This is a genomic window from Acinetobacter sp. BMW17 (assembly GCF_001592855.1).
GTDB classification, from domain to species: domain Bacteria; phylum Pseudomonadota; class Gammaproteobacteria; order Pseudomonadales; family Moraxellaceae; genus Acinetobacter; species Acinetobacter johnsonii.
Genome location: NZ_LSOD01000027.1, coordinates 121,925 through 138,585, shown reverse-complemented (window position 1 = coordinate 138,585; position 16,661 = coordinate 121,925). Strand labels below are relative to the sequence as shown.

General features: G+C 41.9%; 13 protein-coding genes and 1 tRNA gene. 5 read left to right on the top strand and 9 right to left on the bottom strand.

Annotation, left to right across the window (positions count from 1 at the left end; all coding sequences use genetic code 11):
- Positions 1-481 precede the first annotated feature (481 nt).
- A tRNA-Ser gene (locus AXW61_RS08530) sits at positions 482-571 on the bottom strand.
- 89 nt (positions 572-660) lie between these two features.
- Positions 661-1,155, bottom strand: a complete 495-nt coding sequence (gene greB / locus AXW61_RS08525; RefSeq protein WP_062033994.1) for a transcription elongation factor GreB — start codon at positions 1,153-1,155, stop codon at positions 661-663.
- A 365-nt stretch (positions 1,156-1,520) separates the two neighbouring features.
- On the opposite strand from greB, the gene AXW61_RS08520 reads away from it, so the two are divergent.
- The gene (locus AXW61_RS08520) at positions 1,521-2,633 is read left to right on the top strand and encodes a transglycosylase SLT domain-containing protein (RefSeq protein ID WP_029575083.1); all 1,113 of its coding nucleotides are present in this window, start codon (positions 1,521-1,523) and stop codon (positions 2,631-2,633) included.
- A 67-nt stretch (positions 2,634-2,700) separates the two neighbouring features.
- On the opposite strand, the gene AXW61_RS08515 is transcribed toward AXW61_RS08520, so the two are convergent.
- Complete coding sequence (locus tag AXW61_RS08515) at positions 2,701-3,084, bottom strand: SCP2 sterol-binding domain-containing protein (RefSeq protein ID WP_004695646.1); 384 nt, start codon at positions 3,082-3,084, stop codon at positions 2,701-2,703.
- Between the two features lie 227 nt (positions 3,085-3,311).
- Positions 3,312-4,235 carry a tRNA 2-thiocytidine(32) synthetase TtcA gene (ttcA, locus tag AXW61_RS08510; protein WP_004695645.1) on the bottom strand — a complete coding sequence of 308 codons (924 nt, stop codon included), beginning with the start codon at positions 4,233-4,235 and terminating at the stop codon, positions 3,312-3,314.
- 502 nt (positions 4,236-4,737) lie between these two features.
- Between ttcA and AXW61_RS08505 the strand changes: the two genes are divergently transcribed.
- Positions 4,738-5,610 carry a lytic transglycosylase domain-containing protein gene (locus AXW61_RS08505; protein ID WP_062033993.1) on the top strand — a complete coding sequence of 291 codons (873 nt, stop codon included), beginning with the start codon at positions 4,738-4,740 and terminating at the stop codon, positions 5,608-5,610.
- 117 nt (positions 5,611-5,727) lie between these two features.
- Positions 5,728-6,633 (top strand): protease HtpX, encoded by a 906-nt coding sequence (htpX, locus tag AXW61_RS08500; RefSeq protein ID WP_004695643.1) that lies wholly within the window; start codon positions 5,728-5,730, stop codon positions 6,631-6,633.
- 72 nt (positions 6,634-6,705) lie between these two features.
- On the opposite strand, the gene AXW61_RS08495 is transcribed toward htpX, so the two are convergent.
- The 4 genes from AXW61_RS08495 to AXW61_RS08480 all read right to left on the bottom strand — a co-directional run bounded on the left by AXW61_RS08495 (position 6,706) and on the right by AXW61_RS08480 (position 12,373).
- Positions 6,706-7,071: a glyoxalase/bleomycin resistance/extradiol dioxygenase family protein gene (locus AXW61_RS08495; protein WP_062033992.1), complete on the bottom strand. Its 366-nt coding sequence runs from the start codon at positions 7,069-7,071 to the stop codon at positions 6,706-6,708.
- A 6-nt stretch (positions 7,072-7,077) separates the two neighbouring features.
- A complete protein-coding gene (locus AXW61_RS08490; RefSeq protein ID WP_081408281.1) occupies positions 7,078-7,671 on the bottom strand; it encodes a DUF4112 domain-containing protein in 594 nt (197 codons plus the stop codon).
- Between the two features lie 115 nt (positions 7,672-7,786).
- On the bottom strand, positions 7,787-9,133 hold the full coding sequence (gene mgtE / locus AXW61_RS08485) for a magnesium transporter (protein ID WP_062033991.1): 1,347 nt from the start codon (positions 9,131-9,133) through the stop codon (positions 7,787-7,789).
- 135 nt (positions 9,134-9,268) lie between these two features.
- Complete coding sequence (locus AXW61_RS08480) at positions 9,269-12,373, bottom strand: multidrug efflux RND transporter permease subunit (protein ID WP_062033990.1); 3,105 nt, start codon at positions 12,371-12,373, stop codon at positions 9,269-9,271.
- A gap of 257 nt (positions 12,374-12,630) precedes the next feature.
- Between AXW61_RS08480 and AXW61_RS08475 the strand changes: the two genes are divergently transcribed.
- Both AXW61_RS08475 and AXW61_RS08470 read left to right on the top strand, forming a co-directional pair.
- Positions 12,631-13,770 carry a glycerophosphodiester phosphodiesterase gene (locus AXW61_RS08475; protein WP_062033989.1) on the top strand — a complete coding sequence of 380 codons (1,140 nt, stop codon included), beginning with the start codon at positions 12,631-12,633 and terminating at the stop codon, positions 13,768-13,770.
- A gap of 211 nt (positions 13,771-13,981) precedes the next feature.
- Positions 13,982-14,356, top strand: a complete 375-nt coding sequence (locus AXW61_RS08470) for a diacylglycerol kinase (RefSeq protein ID WP_062034021.1) — start codon at positions 13,982-13,984, stop codon at positions 14,354-14,356.
- A 103-nt stretch (positions 14,357-14,459) separates the two neighbouring features.
- On the opposite strand, the gene AXW61_RS08465 is transcribed toward AXW61_RS08470, so the two are convergent.
- Positions 14,460-16,064 (bottom strand): isocitrate lyase, encoded by a 1,605-nt coding sequence (locus AXW61_RS08465; RefSeq protein WP_062033988.1) that lies wholly within the window; start codon positions 16,062-16,064, stop codon positions 14,460-14,462.
- Positions 16,065-16,661: the final 597 nt, after the last annotated feature.

Genomic DNA, 16,661 nt, shown 5'->3' with positions numbered 1-16,661 from the left:
GATGAATCAAATACGGGAGAATACCCTTCAATCACCCCATTACAATGGCGGTGGATAAAAAGCGAAACAGAACAATCGCTCTATACTTTTACACAGCATATGTAGTTCCAACTTATATACAATGAGTTGCTATATAAGCTGAACAACGCGTGCTAAAAACCGCTCAGATGAAATTAAAAAACTGATCTACAAAAATGACTGCTACACAGTACAACTGCATAGTCTCTATAATTGCTTGTCTGAAACGAATAGTGAATCTAAAAAAAGATCGAGTTAGACAACTCAAGCTATAGCTGAATACTATAAAAGAAGACTTCAATACCTTAAATAAAAAAAGCAGCAAGAGAAGGTCTGACTGCTTTTTTTAGAATTTGATCACTGCCCATCTATGTGGTGTGCCCCACACTACTTGCCGTAATAGCCCAACTTAAACTTGGGTTATCGATTAATGATTAGTTTTAATTTGTATTTAAAAATAATTTGGCGGAAGCGGTGAGATTCGAACTCACGGAGGACTCACACCCTCGTCGGTTTTCAAGACCGGTGCATTAAACCGCTCTGCCACGCTTCCATGGGCGACATCATATAAACATTCAATCTACTTGGCAAATACTTTTCTTCAAAAATCACACCAAGTGGCTAAAATTAAAACAAAATCTTTTAGTTCTCTGAAATTTCAGGTCTGTCATAACGAATTGAATTGACATACCAGTGTTTTTTTCCAGTTGGCGTCAACACTTCAATTTCATCATCGACTTGTTTGGACAGTAAAGCACGTGCCATCGGCGAGTCGATAGAGATGTGCTGCGGGTGATGATCGTAAATTTCATCCACCCCGACGATGCGTAAGGTTTTTTGTTCCCCTTCGTCATTTTCAATCTCGACCCAAGCGCCAAAATAAATCTTGCCAGCCTGCTCTTCAGAAAAGTCGATAATACGAAGTTCTTCGAGGCGTTTTCCCAAGTAGCGAACCCGTCGATCAATCTTACGTAAGATCTGTTTGTTGTACTGATAATCCGCGTTTTCACTACGATCACCAAGGCTCGCCGCCCAGTTTACTTTCTTGGTAATTTCAGGGCGTTCTTCATGCCAAAGCTGCTTTAATTCTGCCACCAATTTGTCGTGACCAGCACGTGTAATTAAGTTTGATTTCATGATGAATGCCGTCTAAATCTGCTTATTGATTTACAACAAAGGATTATTTTATCCCTTATTTCTCCACAACAGAAGTTTATAAAATAAATTCCTGAATTAAATTAAATCGTTATGTTACATTTTTCAAAAAAATATTGCACAAAATTTGACACTTTTAAAATTGATATATATTATGCGCACATCTTAAATTAGTTGCCTATTTTTTAATCTATGTAGTTTTTCTACATAATCTTCTTAATCCCATGTCATTTTGAATGACGTCATGAATGCCCAACCTCTTATTGAATTTAGACAACTTGAACTCGTTTTAAGGCATGTTTTTGCCTTTGCGTTCTAGGGCATAAATTACTTGTAGCGGAGACAACATGCACAGTAGTTCAACTTCTGGATCGAGGCTTTGCCTTAATTCATTAACTTTCTCTCTCCCGTTGAAAGCCCTTGCTTTAAGTACTTTGTTAATTCCATTTCATAGTATTAATGCAAGTAAGACCTACCAGTATGATAACGTCGTCAATCATAATAAATTGACTGTCGTTTCAGTGGAAAACCCAACGACCGTTTTTAAAGATGGTCAGCATTTGCATGGTTTTGGTTATGACCTTGCACGTAACTATGCAGACAGCTTAAATGTAAAGCTAGACTTCAAAACCGTCCCCGATAATGCTACAGCACTGAAATGGGTAGCACAGGGCAAAGCAAATTTTGCAATGACGACGGCAAGTGTTCAAACGATTGAGCAAAAAAGTCTCGCAACCTTTTCTGCTACTTGTGGTGATTTAAACGTTTTACGTAAAAATGGCCTCAATACTGAGCTGAACTGGGTATTTAAACATGCGAATGATCCATTGACGCAAACGGCGAGCGGATTTGTCTGCCGTGGTAAACAATCTGGTTCAATTGGTCAATTGGCCTCTTTTTACAACCGTAATGTCGTGAAGCCTGAAAACTGGAATACGATTCAACGCGATTTGCGTCAGCGTATGCCAATCTATAAGGCCAGTTTTAAAAGTACCGCGCAAAAGTACGATTTAGATTGGCACTTATTGGCAGCGATTGGTTATCAAGAGTCTTATCTTAAACCAAACTCCGTTTCTCCCACGGGTGTACGTGGTTTGATGATGTTGACCAATAGCACAGCCAAAGCCATGGGTGTGAGTAACCGTACCGATCCAGCGCAAAGCATTCAAGGTGGTGCCAAGTACTACGACCAAATGCTGAGTCGCTATGATGATATCCCCTTTCCTGACCGGAACTGGTATGCACTGGTTGCGTACAATATGGGACCGGGTGCGGTGAATCAGATTCAAAAACGGATTCAGGCACAAGGTCAAGACCCAAATAACTGGCTCAATTTGTATGCTTACTTACAACAGAACCAAGCGAAGAATGGCCGTTACCGTCAAGCACTACAGTATGTGACACGTATCCGTGCTTATCTTGAGCACATTAAAACCACGCCGCAGCTGGTCAATATCTAAAAGATCATCTCTAGTGGCATAAAAAAAGCTTACCTTTATAGGTAAGCTTTTTTTTATTTCAGAACGCTTAAGCCGTTTGCTCAAGCACTTTCTTAAATAAATCTTTTTGCTCTTGGCTTGGCTTCGCTGTTTGCAATGCCATCAACTGTGACATATCACCTTGAACTTTTATTTTACCTGTCATGAACGCTTGCATTGCTGCAGCCATATCAAACTCTAGGAACACTTTACGCAGTGTTTCAGCATCCATGTTCAAGGTTGTTTTCGCATTTGAAGACAAGCCTTTTTTAATTGCGCCACCATCTAAAGATAATTCGGTATTACCCGCATTGTCAGCAACAACTAAGTTAATTGCAAGATTCGCAAGTGCTGGCGGCAGGTTCAAATTCCCCGCTTGAGCAGTTAATGTTTCTACAGTTGAAAACCAATCATCAGTTAAAAAAGCAGGCATGATGTTTCCTCAATTCTTTGTTCGTTGTGTGCTGCCTATCCAGACGGCATCATTGTGAAGCTAAATACGCTCGGAGATTGTTATAGCATGTATATCCTACATGTGCCTAAAGTTTTTTGTACGTACCGTTCATATTTTATATTTCTTATACAAAGTTTATCAAAATCATTCACATAAAAAAAACACCAATCATTGATTGGTGTTTTGCATTGGCTTAACTGACAAAATTAGTCTGCTGCAAAGCCAAGATTAACCATGTTAATGCGTTTGTTCTCTGGTTCATCTTCCGTTGAACAACTTTCACCTTTAAAGTCGAATTCACGTTCGCTATCTAACGCTTCAAAGTCGAACAATTCTCGGTCTGCTAACTGCGATGGCGAGACATTTTGTAAAGCACCAAAAATACTGTGTAGACGCTTTGGATGTGCTTTATCCCACTCACGCAACATGTCATTTAACATGGCACGTTGCAGATTTTCCTGAGAACCGCACAAGTTACACGGAATAATCGGGAACTGACGCATTTCAGCATATTTAATGATGTCTTTTTCTTCCACATAAGCCAGTGGTCGAATCAAGATGTTCTTTTTATCTGACGATAGCAATTTAGGAGGCATCGCCTTTAAGCTACCGCCATGGAACAAGTTCAAAAAGAAGGTCGCCAAGATATCATCACGGTGATGCCCCAACGCCACTTTGGTCGCGCCAATTTCTTGCGCAAAGCCGTATAAAGAGCCACGGCGTAAGCGTGAACAAACTGCACAGTAGGTTTTTCCTTCAGGCGTTAAACGTTTGGTGATGCTGTAGGTGTCTTTTTCTAAGATATAGTAGGGAATATTATTCTCTTCTAAATAACGTGGTAACACGTCCTCAGGGAAACCGGGTTGCTTCTGGTCCAAATTCACAGCCACCACATCAAAATTGATCGGTGCAATGCGTTTAAACTGCAACATAATATCGAGCAAGGTATAACTGTCCTTACCACCGGAAATGCAGACCATCACTTTATCGCCTTCTTCGATCATTTTAAAATCGCGAATGGCATGACCCACCTGACGGCGTAACTTTTTCAACAGACGATAATACGCAGAGCTAGTGGGTAGTTCTGGTTTAAAATTAAATCCCTGATTGGACTCAACTGGCGAGAACATAGACGAGTTAAACCTTAAAAAAAATACCGCGCAATTTTATCCGATTCACAGCCATCTCGCACCTAAAGAATGTAAATTCTCATGAATTGTCATTGCTGTCATATTCATGTATTGAAATCGGTTTAACTTTGAACGATTGCGTTCATATTTTAGCTGAACTGCTTATGTTTTGGACTTTTCCACATTTTTCCACAAAAGCTGGGGATAACTTTGTGGATTCTAATCGACTTGACAGGGTGTTCCCCCCACTCTTTAAGGCTTCTATTTAAATTGATTATTTTTTGATCAATTTATTTGCTATTAAATTTCAACAACTTAACCCAGTCAAGCAATCCTCATTAAAAATAAATTAATTATTTTTTTTGATTACTTGCTCAACAATTTGACTTGATTTTTACAAAGACATGGATTTTTTGAACTTAAAATAGTTTCAGACGGTTCTTTTTTTGCTAAACTCATTTCTAGTCACTGAAATCGATTTTTTTACGATTAATAATAGATAATGAAAAATAAGCTGCTTTTGAGTCGTTTTTACGTTTTGGGGTGTATGACGATTTCGTTCATGGCACTAGATTGTCACGCAGGTCAAACCATCTACCAATTGAGAGATTCTAACGGCACGACCTTGTTAACCAATAAACAAAGTCGTTATAGCAACTTAAAAGTCGAAAAGAAAACCTATTATCCAGACAGTAATATCCACAGTTATAGTAACTGGGGGGCTTCTGAATCTTCCGTGTTGCCCAGTTATAGTCGTAACAAAAATGCTTTTGACCACATTATTCGCCAAGCGGCTCAAACCCACGGCGTTTCTGAAGGCTTAATTAAAGCGGTTATGCATACCGAATCAGGCTTTAATGTGAATGCACGCTCACCTGTTGGGGCTCAGGGGCTTATGCAACTCATGCCTGCGACAGCACGGCGCTTTAATGTTTCTAATGCGTATGATCCACAGCAGAACATAAATGCAGGTGCCAAGTATTTGGCATGGTTGATGAAACGCTTTAACGGCAACACCAGTCTTGCGCTCGCAGGCTACAATGCCGGCGAAGGCAATGTACAAAAGTACGGTGGTATTCCACCCTTCCGTGAAACTCAAGACTATGTTCGCCGCGTGAGTAGCCGTTATAGCAATTTATATGCAGGCGGGATCAACATCTCTTCAGGCTCGAATAACACACCAGCCAATGCTCAAGTCATTGCCCAATCTGCACATTACGATGCAGACTCTTCTCCAAGCACACAACTCAGTGTGAGTCGTAGCGCACCTTCACGCCAAATTATCCTCGCAGCCGATGGCAGTTTTACTGATGCGCCGGGTTCCTATGCCACAGCCAATGCAACCGCCTCTGCCCGCATTCAAATTTCAGAATAATTTTTATAGCAGTTTTATTATTTTTTCTTGAATTTTGAAGAATTTCACCTCATATTGAGAGCAATGATTTTCGATTTATAAATCAGATTATTTTTTTATTATAAGAGGATTTTCTCAATGATGCGGATTGGTTTGTTCTTGCTAACCAACCTCGCGGTACTGGTTGTAGCTGGCATTATCTTGTCACTCTTCGGTGTCGGTAGTTACCATGGCGCGGGTGGCTTAAATCTAGGTAACCTACTGGTTATCTGTTTTGTCTTTGGTATGGTTGGCTCAATGATTTCTCTATTCATGTCAAAATGGATGGCGAAAAAAACAACTGGTACAGAGTTAATTGACCCAAATGCCCCGCGCAACCAAGCTGAAGCATGGTTGTTACAAGAAGTCGCTCAATTGGCGCAACGTTCTGGTATTAAAATGCCAGAAGTCGGTATTTTCCCGTCTTACCAATCTAATGCTTTTGCTACAGGTTGGAACAAGAACGATGCATTAGTTGCAGTTTCTACCGGCTTACTTGAGCGTATGAATAAAGACGAGCTTCGTGCAGTCTTGGCTCACGAAATTGGTCACGTTGCCAATGGTGACATGGTGACTTTGGCGCTCGTTCAAGGTGTCGTGAATGCCTTTGTGATGTTCTTTGCACGTGTCGCAGGTGATTTCATTGACCGTAATGTCTTTGGCCGTGAAGACGGAGAAGCACCAGGTTTAGCTTATTTTGCTATTACCATTGTGCTTGATATTGTCTTTGGTATTTTAGCTTCTGCAATCGTGATGTGGTTCTCCCGCTACCGCGAATATCGTGCAGATGAAGCAGGCGCGCGTCTTGCAGGCAAACAAGCAATGATTTCAGCCTTGTTACGCTTACAAGCGGAGTCACAACTTCCAGATGCGATGCCTAAAGAAATGAAAGCGTTTGCGATCGCGGCAGGTCAAGAACAAGGCTTTAGTTTAGCCGCTTTGTTCCAAACCCACCCGACGATTGAACAACGTGTTGCTGCTTTACAACAGCTCGATTGTCCATAAACAACTCGTTCACAAGATTTTAAAAAGCCTCCACTTGGAGGCTTTTTTGTGACTCTGCATAACAGAACATTTTTATTCAATCGTCACTTCGATACAGCGTAATAAACTGCCATTTGGGTCAATGATGCAAAACTGGCGGATCTCATCAAAATCCTGAATATCGGTCATACGGGCAGTTTCCCACAACGACCAATTCACTTTAGACCAGTATTCATAATAGGGTTGAATTTCCGCTACGCGAATACAGGCACTATGCCATGAACTATTTGGCTCTAAATGCGGATGATGGAAAAATTCCAGTGTCATTTCGCCCAAACGCATAATCATCCACTCTGCGGACTGATAAACCAGATCAAAGCCCAAGCTTCGATAAAATGAAGCAGTGCACGCCAAATCAATCGCTGGCAAATTTGCCGTAATCTGACCTTCAAATTTCATGAGTGGCTATCCTAAGTTTAATCCCTGTAACCAATGCCACATCACACTGCCACCCCACCACAATAAGCCCATAAAACACACCAAAAAGATCAGGCCAAACAAATCGGGGATGTGTAGCCAAAGCCATGCCACTACTGGATTTCGCCAAAATGCGGACTTTTGCTGTTTCTTTTCCAATTTTTCATGGAGAAAAGGATGAGTCACATGATGCTCTGAATGGATTTGGTATTCTTCCCGAATATGGTCATGAACCACATCCAGTGCTTTACGACTCGGACGTATAAAAATATCAAACAATGTCCCTAACACAGGGATAAAACCGACGACGGCGTCAATCATAGCCAGTTTCAATACAGGGCTTAATTTTTCTTGCGGCACGCCAATTTGCTTGGCTTTATAAATGGCATAACACGTTAGGGCAAAACCAGCGATATCACCAGCAATCGGAACAGTACTCAACGCAGCATCGGCACCGACACCCTGCTTGGTGAACGGAATACGCACCACAGAATCCATCATATTGGCATATTTGGCCAAATCACGCTCTAAACGAATGACATCTTGCTGGCTCATTTTTTTTTGTTCTAAGGGTTCAGGCATGTTGTTACCGACCTCCATCATTTCAACCACATTAACATCATAAAACCACTGAATTATGCTGCTTTTCATGACTTTTTTCTGTGCTAACTTTGTGCTGAAACAATTGCTTATAAGCTTAAGACAAGGTCAGAATTTGCGACGCAATCAGCAGATATACCACCACGCCTGACGCATCACAAATTGAGGTGACCAAAGGTGCAGATGCACTGGCTGGGTCGAGTTTCATGTGGTTTAAGATAAACGGCAGACTCATACCAATCAGACAACCCATCAACACAATGCCCATCATACTCAGTGCCAATACTACGGCGACCAGAATGTCCCCACGGAAATAGCCCAAGATGGAGACTGCCGTTGCCATGGTTCCACCCAGACACAGCGCAACCAAACTTTCACGTCCTAGCAAATAAAACCAGTCTTTAAAATGTACATCGCCCGTTGCCAGTGCACGTACCATTAAGGTTGCGGATTGAGACCCCGCATTTCCCCCACTTCCCACCAGTAAAGGTAGGAAAAATACCAAAACAATATGTGCCGCAATCAAGTCTTCAAAGTGCGCAATTCCCAGCCCTGAGAGTAAACTACCAAAAACCAGAAACACCAACCAAAACACCCGCTTCTTATACAGTAAGAGGATTGGAGCCGTTTTAATACTCATCTGCGGACTGGCCGCAACCGCACTACTTTTTAGAATATCTTCTGTGGTTTCTTGTTGTACCACATCCATTGCATCGTCATAAGTCACAATCCCCAATAGACGCTGCTGCTCATCGACAATGGGCAAAGCCATAAAATCATAATGAGCCAGTTTCTGTGCAATACTTTCCTGATCCTCACTGACTAAACCCGTGATGACATGGCTGGTCATAACCTGTCCAATCAATTGCTCAGGCGGAGACTGGATAATTTGCCGCAGCGAAATCACACCGTGTAAATAACGCGAGGAATCGGTCACATAGATGAGATATAAAGTTTCACTTTCCGCTGCATGCTGCCGTATATGTTGAATCGCCTGTTGCATGGTCATTTCGGCATGTACCGTAATAACCTCAGTGCTCATAATTGCACCCGCAGACTCGGCAGGATAGTGCATTAAATCATTCAGCTGGGCTTGAACATGCACATCTAGCTGCGGAAAAATCTGACCTTGAACCTCTTGTGCCAAGCTTTGAAATAAATCGGTACGGTCATCCGAATGCATATGAGCCAATAACTTCACCAGCAAAGCCTGAGGCAATTGCGCTGCTAGCTGCTGCTGCTCGGTTAATGCTAAAAACTCAAAGACATAACTGGCTTGTGGTAATTGTTCCAATAGCCGAATTTGGTCATTTATAGGCAGGGCCATTAAAATATCAGCTAAATCCGCAGTGCTGTACTGTTTCAAACTTTGGATAAAAGCATGGTTATCGGGCTGATTTAATTGCGCTTGGAAATCTTGCTGTGAAAATGACGGATTTGGCATACACCACTCAAATATTGTTTTTCTTTATCTGTCCGAGTATAGCAAAGGATCTTTAAATGTCAGGCCTTTCGGCCTGATTGGGTTAAAGATTCGCTTTGCTTATTCATACTGCACACGAATGCTTCAGATTCGATCTTAGACTTCGTCCTGAGGGGTTCGTCCACGAAACACACGGCGAACCAAGACATACATTAAAGGAATAAACAGCAATACCAACACCGTGCCAAAAATCACGCCACCGAGTACACTCACCCCAATTTCCTGACGACTTGCTGCCCCTGCACCAAAGGCAAAGACCAAAGGTGTGACACCCGCGCCAAAAGCCAAAGACGTCATTAAAATCGGGCGTAGACGTAAGCTTGCTCCTTCCAAGGCAGCTTCCATTGCGGTTTGGCCTTTTTGCTGCGCCAGTGAAGCAAATTCCACAATTAAAATCGCATTTTTACAGGACAGACCAATCGTGGTCAGCAAGGCAATTTGGAAGTAAATATCATTCGGAAAACCCGTCAGATAACTGAACAGAATATTGCCACCGATACCGAGTGGAATCGCACTCATGACGGCTGTTGGAATACTCCAACTTTCATAAAGTGCCGCAAGGCATAAAAAGATAAAGCCTATGGAGACCAAATACAGCAGCAATGCTTGGTTATTGGACTTGTTTTCCTCAAACGATAATCCACTCCAAGCCAAATCTATACCATCATGCCCTCGTACCATGTTTTGTACGTCTTGCATGGCTTGTCCCGAACTGACATTTTGTGCTGTATCCGCCTCCATTTCTAGTGCGGTATAGCCCATAAAGCGATTCACCACCTCAGGGCCTCCGCTCCAAGACACTTGGGCAAAATTTGTAAAAGGAATCATTTGGTTCAGATCATTACGTACGGTCCACGCTTGAAGATCATCAGGTTTTGAACGAAATTCAGCATCCCCTTGCATAATTACCCGCTTAATCCGACCACGGTCAATAAAGTCATTGATATAACTTCCCCCCCAAGCACTGGATAAGGTGCTATTAATAGCGGTCTGACTCAGTCCATTGGCCAAAGCTTGTTTTTGGTTTACATCCACTTTGAGCTCGGCTTTATCAGGGTTAGAACGTTTATCTAAATTGCTAAAACTAGAATACTGCTTGGATGCGTCCTGCAAAGTTTTGAACTGTGCTTCTAAATAGGCACGACCTTCGCCATTGATATCACGTATCCAAAACTCCATTCCATCGGTTTGCCCTAAGCCACTGACTGAAGACGGCATATTTACATTAATTTGCGCATTTCGATGCGATCTAAAATGAGCAATCGCCCGCTCTCGAATCGCTTGTGCGGAATTCTCTTTCCCCTTACGTTCATCCCAATGTTTGAGCGCAATAAAACCTTGTCCTAAATTTTGTCCCGTCCCCGAGAAATTACGCCCATAACGGATCATCACCAAATTAATATTGGCATGTTCTTGATCTAAGAAGTATTGGCGAATTTCTTCTCCCACCACACGGCTTTGACTCAGTGGTGCACCATCGGCCAATTTAAACTGCACACTTAAAATGCCCTGATCTTCACTGGGAATAAAACTGGTCGGTAATGCCCGATAAAACAGCGCAAAGACGGCAATTAACGCCACAAAAACCACCAGCATGATTTTACTGTGCTGAATGGTCTGCGTACTCAACTTTAAATAACGCTGTTTTAACTGATCCAACTTCAGATTAAACCAAGTTGCCCATCGTGCAGATTTATCATTGGGTTTTAAAATTAAGGCACACAGTGCTGGTGTCAGAATCAGTGCAACCAGCAGCGATAGCGCCATGGCAGCAACTAAGGTGATTGAAAACTGACGGTAGATCACTCCTGTCGAACCACCGAAAAAGGCCATAGGAATAAACACGGCGGTTAACACCAAAGTAATCCCAATCAATGCCCCACTGATTTCCTGCATCGATGCAATCGAAGCTTGTTGAGCACTCATCTGTTGTTCATGCATCAGCCGTTCAACGTTTTCCACCACCACAATCGCATCATCCACCAGAAGCCCGATGGCTAAGACCAATGCAAATAAGGTTAAGGTGTTGATACTCATCCCGAGCACATACAGAATGGCGAGCGTGCCTAAAATTACAACAGGTACTGTAATGGTCGGAATCAGTGTCGCGCGCCAATTTTGTAAAAATACAAACATAACCACAATCACCAAAAACACTGCTTCAAACAGCGTTTTGACCACTTCCTTAATCGACTCTTGAACAAAAGGCGTGTTATCACGCGGATAAACAATTTGATAGCCTTCAGGAAGTTTAGAGGACAATCGACTGACTTCTTGTTTGATCAATGCCGAAGTTGCCAATGCATTGGCACCTGAAGACAATGAAATGCCCATACCCGCTGAAGGAAAACCATTGATGGTATTAAACGACTGGTAATTTTCCGCGCCCAGTTCCACCCGTGCGACGTCTTTTAAATAAATAAAACTGCCATCGCGGGTCGATTTGACAATGATGTTTTCAAATTCTTCAACGGTTTTTAGACGTGTACCGGAAGTAACTTTGGCATTTAAATATTGGTCTGACAGGCTGGGTAACTCACCAATTGCCCCTGCGGCCACTTGCGTGTTTTGCGCTTCAACCGCCGCACGAATATCACTCGGCATCAGTCCATATTGACGCAATTTGTGCGGATTCAGCCATAAGCGCATGGCATACTGCGCACCAAAAACATCAACCTCACCAACTCCATCAATACGGGCTAAATCTTGCTCCAAATGCGTCATCATATAATCAGACAGTGCAATATTGCTACTTTTGCCTGTTTGGTCATATAGACCAATCACCATATGCGTATCGCCAAGCGACTTATAAACATTGACCCCTTGACGCTGCACATCTTCGGGTAAGCGGTTAATCACTCCATTGATGGCATTTTGTACTTGAACCTGAGCGGTATCTGGGTCGGTTCCATTTTCAAAACTAATGCTGATGCGACTACGCCCATTCGAGTCACTGCTCGAACTAAAATACAGTAAATGATCAATCCCTTTAATTTGCTGCTCTAAAACCTGAGTAACACTCTCTTCCACCGTTTCTGCCGACGCGCCTGTATATGTTGCACTCACCGTAATTCGCGGAGGTGCAATATCGGGGTAGCGTTCTACAGGCAACTGAAAGGTGGCAAATAAACCAAATGCCATCACGATAATCGCCAGCACACCAGCAAAAATTGGACGATGAATAAAAAATTTAGACAGCATGGGTCTGCGGTACTCTTGGGTCTGAGGCTAGATCTAGAAACTGGGCATCACTTCATGCTTGATCTTCTATGACGAATCATTAAAAAACAAGACGTAACAACATGAAATAGAACATTAGAGCTAAATATGAAGAAACTATGAAGAAAGCTTTTTGACCAATTGATGACATCCTGTAATTTTTCGCAATTTGTCATTAATCTGAGATATTAAAATTGAACACTAAGTCCGCAACACCACAATAAAATGTTGAGGAACACATGTTAAAAAGAACATTACTGAGTTTTATTTTTTTAGGCTTATTGGGCTGTCATCATGATGAGAAAGACAATGCAGCATCCCAGCCACCATCAAACAACGCCGAATACATTGAGCCTACATTGCTTATTATTGGACATCGCGGCGCCAGCGCGCTACGCCCTGAACACACCTTAGCCGCTTATCAAAAAGCGATTGATGATGGTGCAGATTTTATTGAGCCTGATTTGGTGCCAACTCTAGACGGTTATTTAGTCGCTCGTCATGAAAATGAAATCGGAGGAACCACCAATGTCAGCAGCTTACCGCAGTTTGCAGAACGGAAGACCAGTAAAGTCGTTGATGGCGTGACTTACATAGGTTGGTTTACTGAAGACTTTACTTTAAACGAGCTGAAGCAACTGAAGGCACGAGAACGTATTCCAGAGATTCGTCCAGCGAACATCCAATATAATGATCAATTTGATCTGCCTACTTTAGATGAAATTATTGAACTCGTAGATGCGCACTATAAAAAGACAGGAAAAATTGTGGGCCTGTATATCGAAACCAAACATCCCAGCTATTTCCAAGGTCTCAATTTGGCCATGGAGCAACGCTTATTAACCACGCTGGCCAAACACACCTATAGTCGTGACATTGCGCCAGTCTATATCCAGTCGTTTGAAGTCAGCAACTTAAAACAGATGCGTCAACAGTTGGATCAATTAAAATCGATTCGACATGCCAAAATTATTCAACTCTATGGTGGCAAGTCCGAACAACCTACCGATGCTGTGCTTGCCAAATCAACACTCCGCTATAGTGATATGGCAACACCTCAAGGACTGAAAGACGTCGCAAGCTATGCGCATGGTGTCGGACCAAGCAAAACCTATATCGTGCCGAATACTCAGCCAGCGACCCCGTCCAGTTTTGTGAACGATGCACACGCAGTGGGCTTAAAAGTACATCCTTATACCCTACGCCCAGAAAATAATTTCTTACCAGACTATTTGGACTGTAGTGCGATAACCGCTGAAAAGTGCGAAAAAGGCGCACTGGCAGAGTTTGAGATTTTCTTTAAAGCGGGAGTGGATGGTGTCTTTACCGATGATCCCGCTTTAGGTCGTCAAGCCGCCTATGCTTTTTTGAAAAAATAGAATAAGTCACACAAATTAAACAAAACATTTAAGCATCTCGTTTACTTTCAACCAATATCCATCCTTAACTATAGAGATTAAAAAGCAGGCTTTTTAATCTCTTTCTCCTTATTTTAGGTGTACATAGATTAAGCACTTTTTGAATACTATAATTAAGTGACTTTTAATATAGATCATGTATTGTGGCTGAAATTTTAAAATGGTTGATGGTATGAGCCAATATTCCCCACTCAAAGGCAAGTCAGGTTTTAAACGTATTTTTAATGCAACTCATTATTCCCTTTCAGGTTTTAAGGCCGCATTTACGCATGAGGCTGCTTTTCGTCAAGTCCTGTTAATTAACCTGATTCTGATTCCAACAAGCTTTTTCTGTGATGTCAGTCGCTTAGAACAAGCCCTCATGGTAGCCGTCTGTTTACTTGCAATTATTGTTGAGTTATTCAACTCAGCGATTGAGGCGATTGTGGATCGTATTTCACTGGAGCGGCATGAGCTTTCAAAAAATGCCAAAGACATGGGCAGTGCTGCACAGTTTGTTTCTTTAAGTATTATCTTTATTGTTTGGCTACTGATTCTGATGCCTTAACATTTTTGTTCAATATTTCACACTCAAGCTGTTCAACAAGCTTAAAATTAAGTCATAAAAAAACCCTGCTTTCGCAGGGTTTTCTTTTGAATCAGTTCAGTGCTTAGTGAGCAGCGAATTGGTTCATTGTGTTTTTAGCATCATCGTGCGCTTTAAGAGCGTTGTCACCAGAGAAGATTTCTTTGTGATCATCACCGATGTCAGAACCCGCCATTGCTTGGTGTTTAACACAAGCGATGCCACCACGGATTTCTTTACGTTGTACGCCAGCAACATAAGCCAACATACCTTCAGTACCGAAGTAACCTTGAGCAAGCTCATGAGTAGAAAGCGCAGCTGTGTGGTAAGTCGGAAGTGTGATCAAGTGATGGAACACACCCGCTTCACGAGCAGCATCAGCCTGGAATGTACGAACTTTTTCGTCAGCTTCAGCAGCCAGTTCAGTTACATCGTACTCAGCGCTCATTAACTTAGCACGGTCGTAAGCAGAAACGTCTTTACCTTCAGCAACCCAACGGTCATATGCTTGTTGACGGAAGTTTAAAGTCCAGTTGAACGAAGGCGAGTTGTTATAAACAAGTTTCGCATTTGGAACTGTTTCACGTACACGGTTAACCATGTGAGCGATTTCAGCAACGTTTGGAGTCGCAGTTTCGATCCAAAGAAGGTCAGCACCGTTTTGTAGGCTAGTTACACAGTCAAGTACAACGCGGTCGATTTGCGTGCCTTCACGGAACTGGTATAGACCAGAAGCAAGACGTTTAGGACGGTGAAGTTTACCATCACGCTTGATCAGGATTTCGTCTTCTTGAGCTTCTGAAATGTCGATTTCAGTTGTGTCTAAGTAGCTGATGTATTGAGAAGCGATGTCGCCTGGCTCTTTAACCACTGGGATTTTTTGAGTCAAGTCAGCGCCTTCAGAGTCAGTACGTGCAACGATGATACCGTCGTCAAGACCCATTTCTAGGAATGCATAGCGAAGCGCGTGGATTTTCGCGATGAAGTCTTCGTGTGGAACTGTTACTTTACCAGCTTGGTGACCACATTGTTTCGCGTCAGAAACCTGGTTTTCGATTTGTAGTGCACAAGCACCCGCTTCGATCATTTTCTTAGCAAGTAAGTAAGTTGCTTCTTCGTTACCGAAACCAGCGTCGATGTCCGCAATAATTGGCACAACGTGAGTTTGGAAGTTGTCGATTTGTGAAGTGATTTCAGCTGCTTTAGCAGTGTCGCCCGCTTCTTGTGCTTTTTTAAGTGCACGGAACAAGTCGTTTAATTCTTTCGCGTCAGCTTGACGTAAGAATGTGTAGATTTCTTCGATCAATGCAGGAACAGACGTTTTTTCGTGCATAGATTGGTCAGGAAGTGGACCGAATTCTGAACGAAGCGCTGCAACCATCCAACCAGAAAGGTAGATGTAGCGACGTTCAGTTGTACCGAAGTATTTTTTGTTCGCAATCATTTTTTGTTGCGCGATGAAACCGTGCCAGCAACCTAGTGATTGAGTGTATTTGCTAGAGTCTGCATCATAAGCAGCCATATCACGACGCATAATTGCCGCTGTATATTTCGCAATGTCTAAACCAGTTTTGAAACGGTTTTGAAGTTGCATACGCGCAGCATCTTCAGGACTGATGTCTGCCCAAGTGCTACCGAATTTTGCTTTTAATTCGCGGATTGCATCAATCGCTGTTTGATATGTAGTCATGATATTTCCTGTAATAATATTAGGATTTTCTTCAACGAAAAGCTAAAATCAGACCCTCAAGCTTTTGCTTAGATTTAGAGCGCTTCGTTGCGATGAATACAGATTAGATTGACAGAAAAAATTAATCCAATATTCTGCATTAATTTTCAGTATTTATTTAAAAAATATATAGATAAAAGTCTAATTATATTTCGACATATCCAAAACAAGTATTTGTTATTATTAAATTTAAATAAAATAGAATGAACCTAAAAAATACACACTTTGTCGAATATTTCTTCATTAGACTTAAGTCTCAGCCGTTGAAAAAAAGAGTTTAAACTGAAAATCAATACTTAATTTGACCGAAATGACAATAGTTCAATATTCAGTAAAAAGAGTATTTATCACGCTTTTATTCCACCAACAACAAGCAAGATTAAGCCATTTTCTAGGCGATAATCTGAGACTCAATTTACGCACTTTAAAACATTGTTTTGGGCTGATAGTCCCTCTATTTTTAAGCATAAAAACCCATTTTCTGTGAAAATGAAGGGGGTATTCTTTATACAACCCGATGCTTTTTTTTTCGTCAGTTTATTACACAAGCCCGATGGC

Bases quoted from the DNA above. Each gene is read 5' to 3' on its own strand.
- greB (WP_062033994.1), bottom strand. From the start codon at position 1,155: ATGAAATCAAACTTAATTACACGTGCTGGTCACGACAAATTGGTGGCA.
- AXW61_RS08520 (WP_029575083.1), top strand. From the start codon at position 1,521: ATGCACAGTAGTTCAACTTCTGGATCGAGGCTTTGCCTTAATTCATTA.
- AXW61_RS08515 (WP_004695646.1), bottom strand. From the start codon at position 3,084: ATGCCTGCTTTTTTAACTGATGATTGGTTTTCAACTGTAGAAACATTA.
- ttcA (WP_004695645.1), bottom strand. From the start codon at position 4,235: ATGTTCTCGCCAGTTGAGTCCAATCAGGGATTTAATTTTAAACCAGAA.
- AXW61_RS08505 (WP_062033993.1), top strand. From the start codon at position 4,738: ATGAAAAATAAGCTGCTTTTGAGTCGTTTTTACGTTTTGGGGTGTATG.
- htpX (WP_004695643.1), top strand. From the start codon at position 5,728: ATGATGCGGATTGGTTTGTTCTTGCTAACCAACCTCGCGGTACTGGTT.
- AXW61_RS08495 (WP_062033992.1), bottom strand. From the start codon at position 7,071: ATGAAATTTGAAGGTCAGATTACGGCAAATTTGCCAGCGATTGATTTG.
- AXW61_RS08490 (WP_081408281.1), bottom strand. From the start codon at position 7,671: ATGCCTGAACCCTTAGAACAAAAAAAAATGAGCCAGCAAGATGTCATT.
- mgtE (WP_062033991.1), bottom strand. From the start codon at position 9,133: ATGCCAAATCCGTCATTTTCACAGCAAGATTTCCAAGCGCAATTAAAT.
- AXW61_RS08480 (WP_062033990.1), bottom strand. From the start codon at position 12,373: ATGCTGTCTAAATTTTTTATTCATCGTCCAATTTTTGCTGGTGTGCTG.
- AXW61_RS08475 (WP_062033989.1), top strand. From the start codon at position 12,631: ATGTTAAAAAGAACATTACTGAGTTTTATTTTTTTAGGCTTATTGGGC.
- AXW61_RS08470 (WP_062034021.1), top strand. From the start codon at position 13,982: ATGAGCCAATATTCCCCACTCAAAGGCAAGTCAGGTTTTAAACGTATT.
- AXW61_RS08465 (WP_062033988.1), bottom strand. From the start codon at position 16,064: ATGACTACATATCAAACAGCGATTGATGCAATCCGCGAATTAAAAGCA.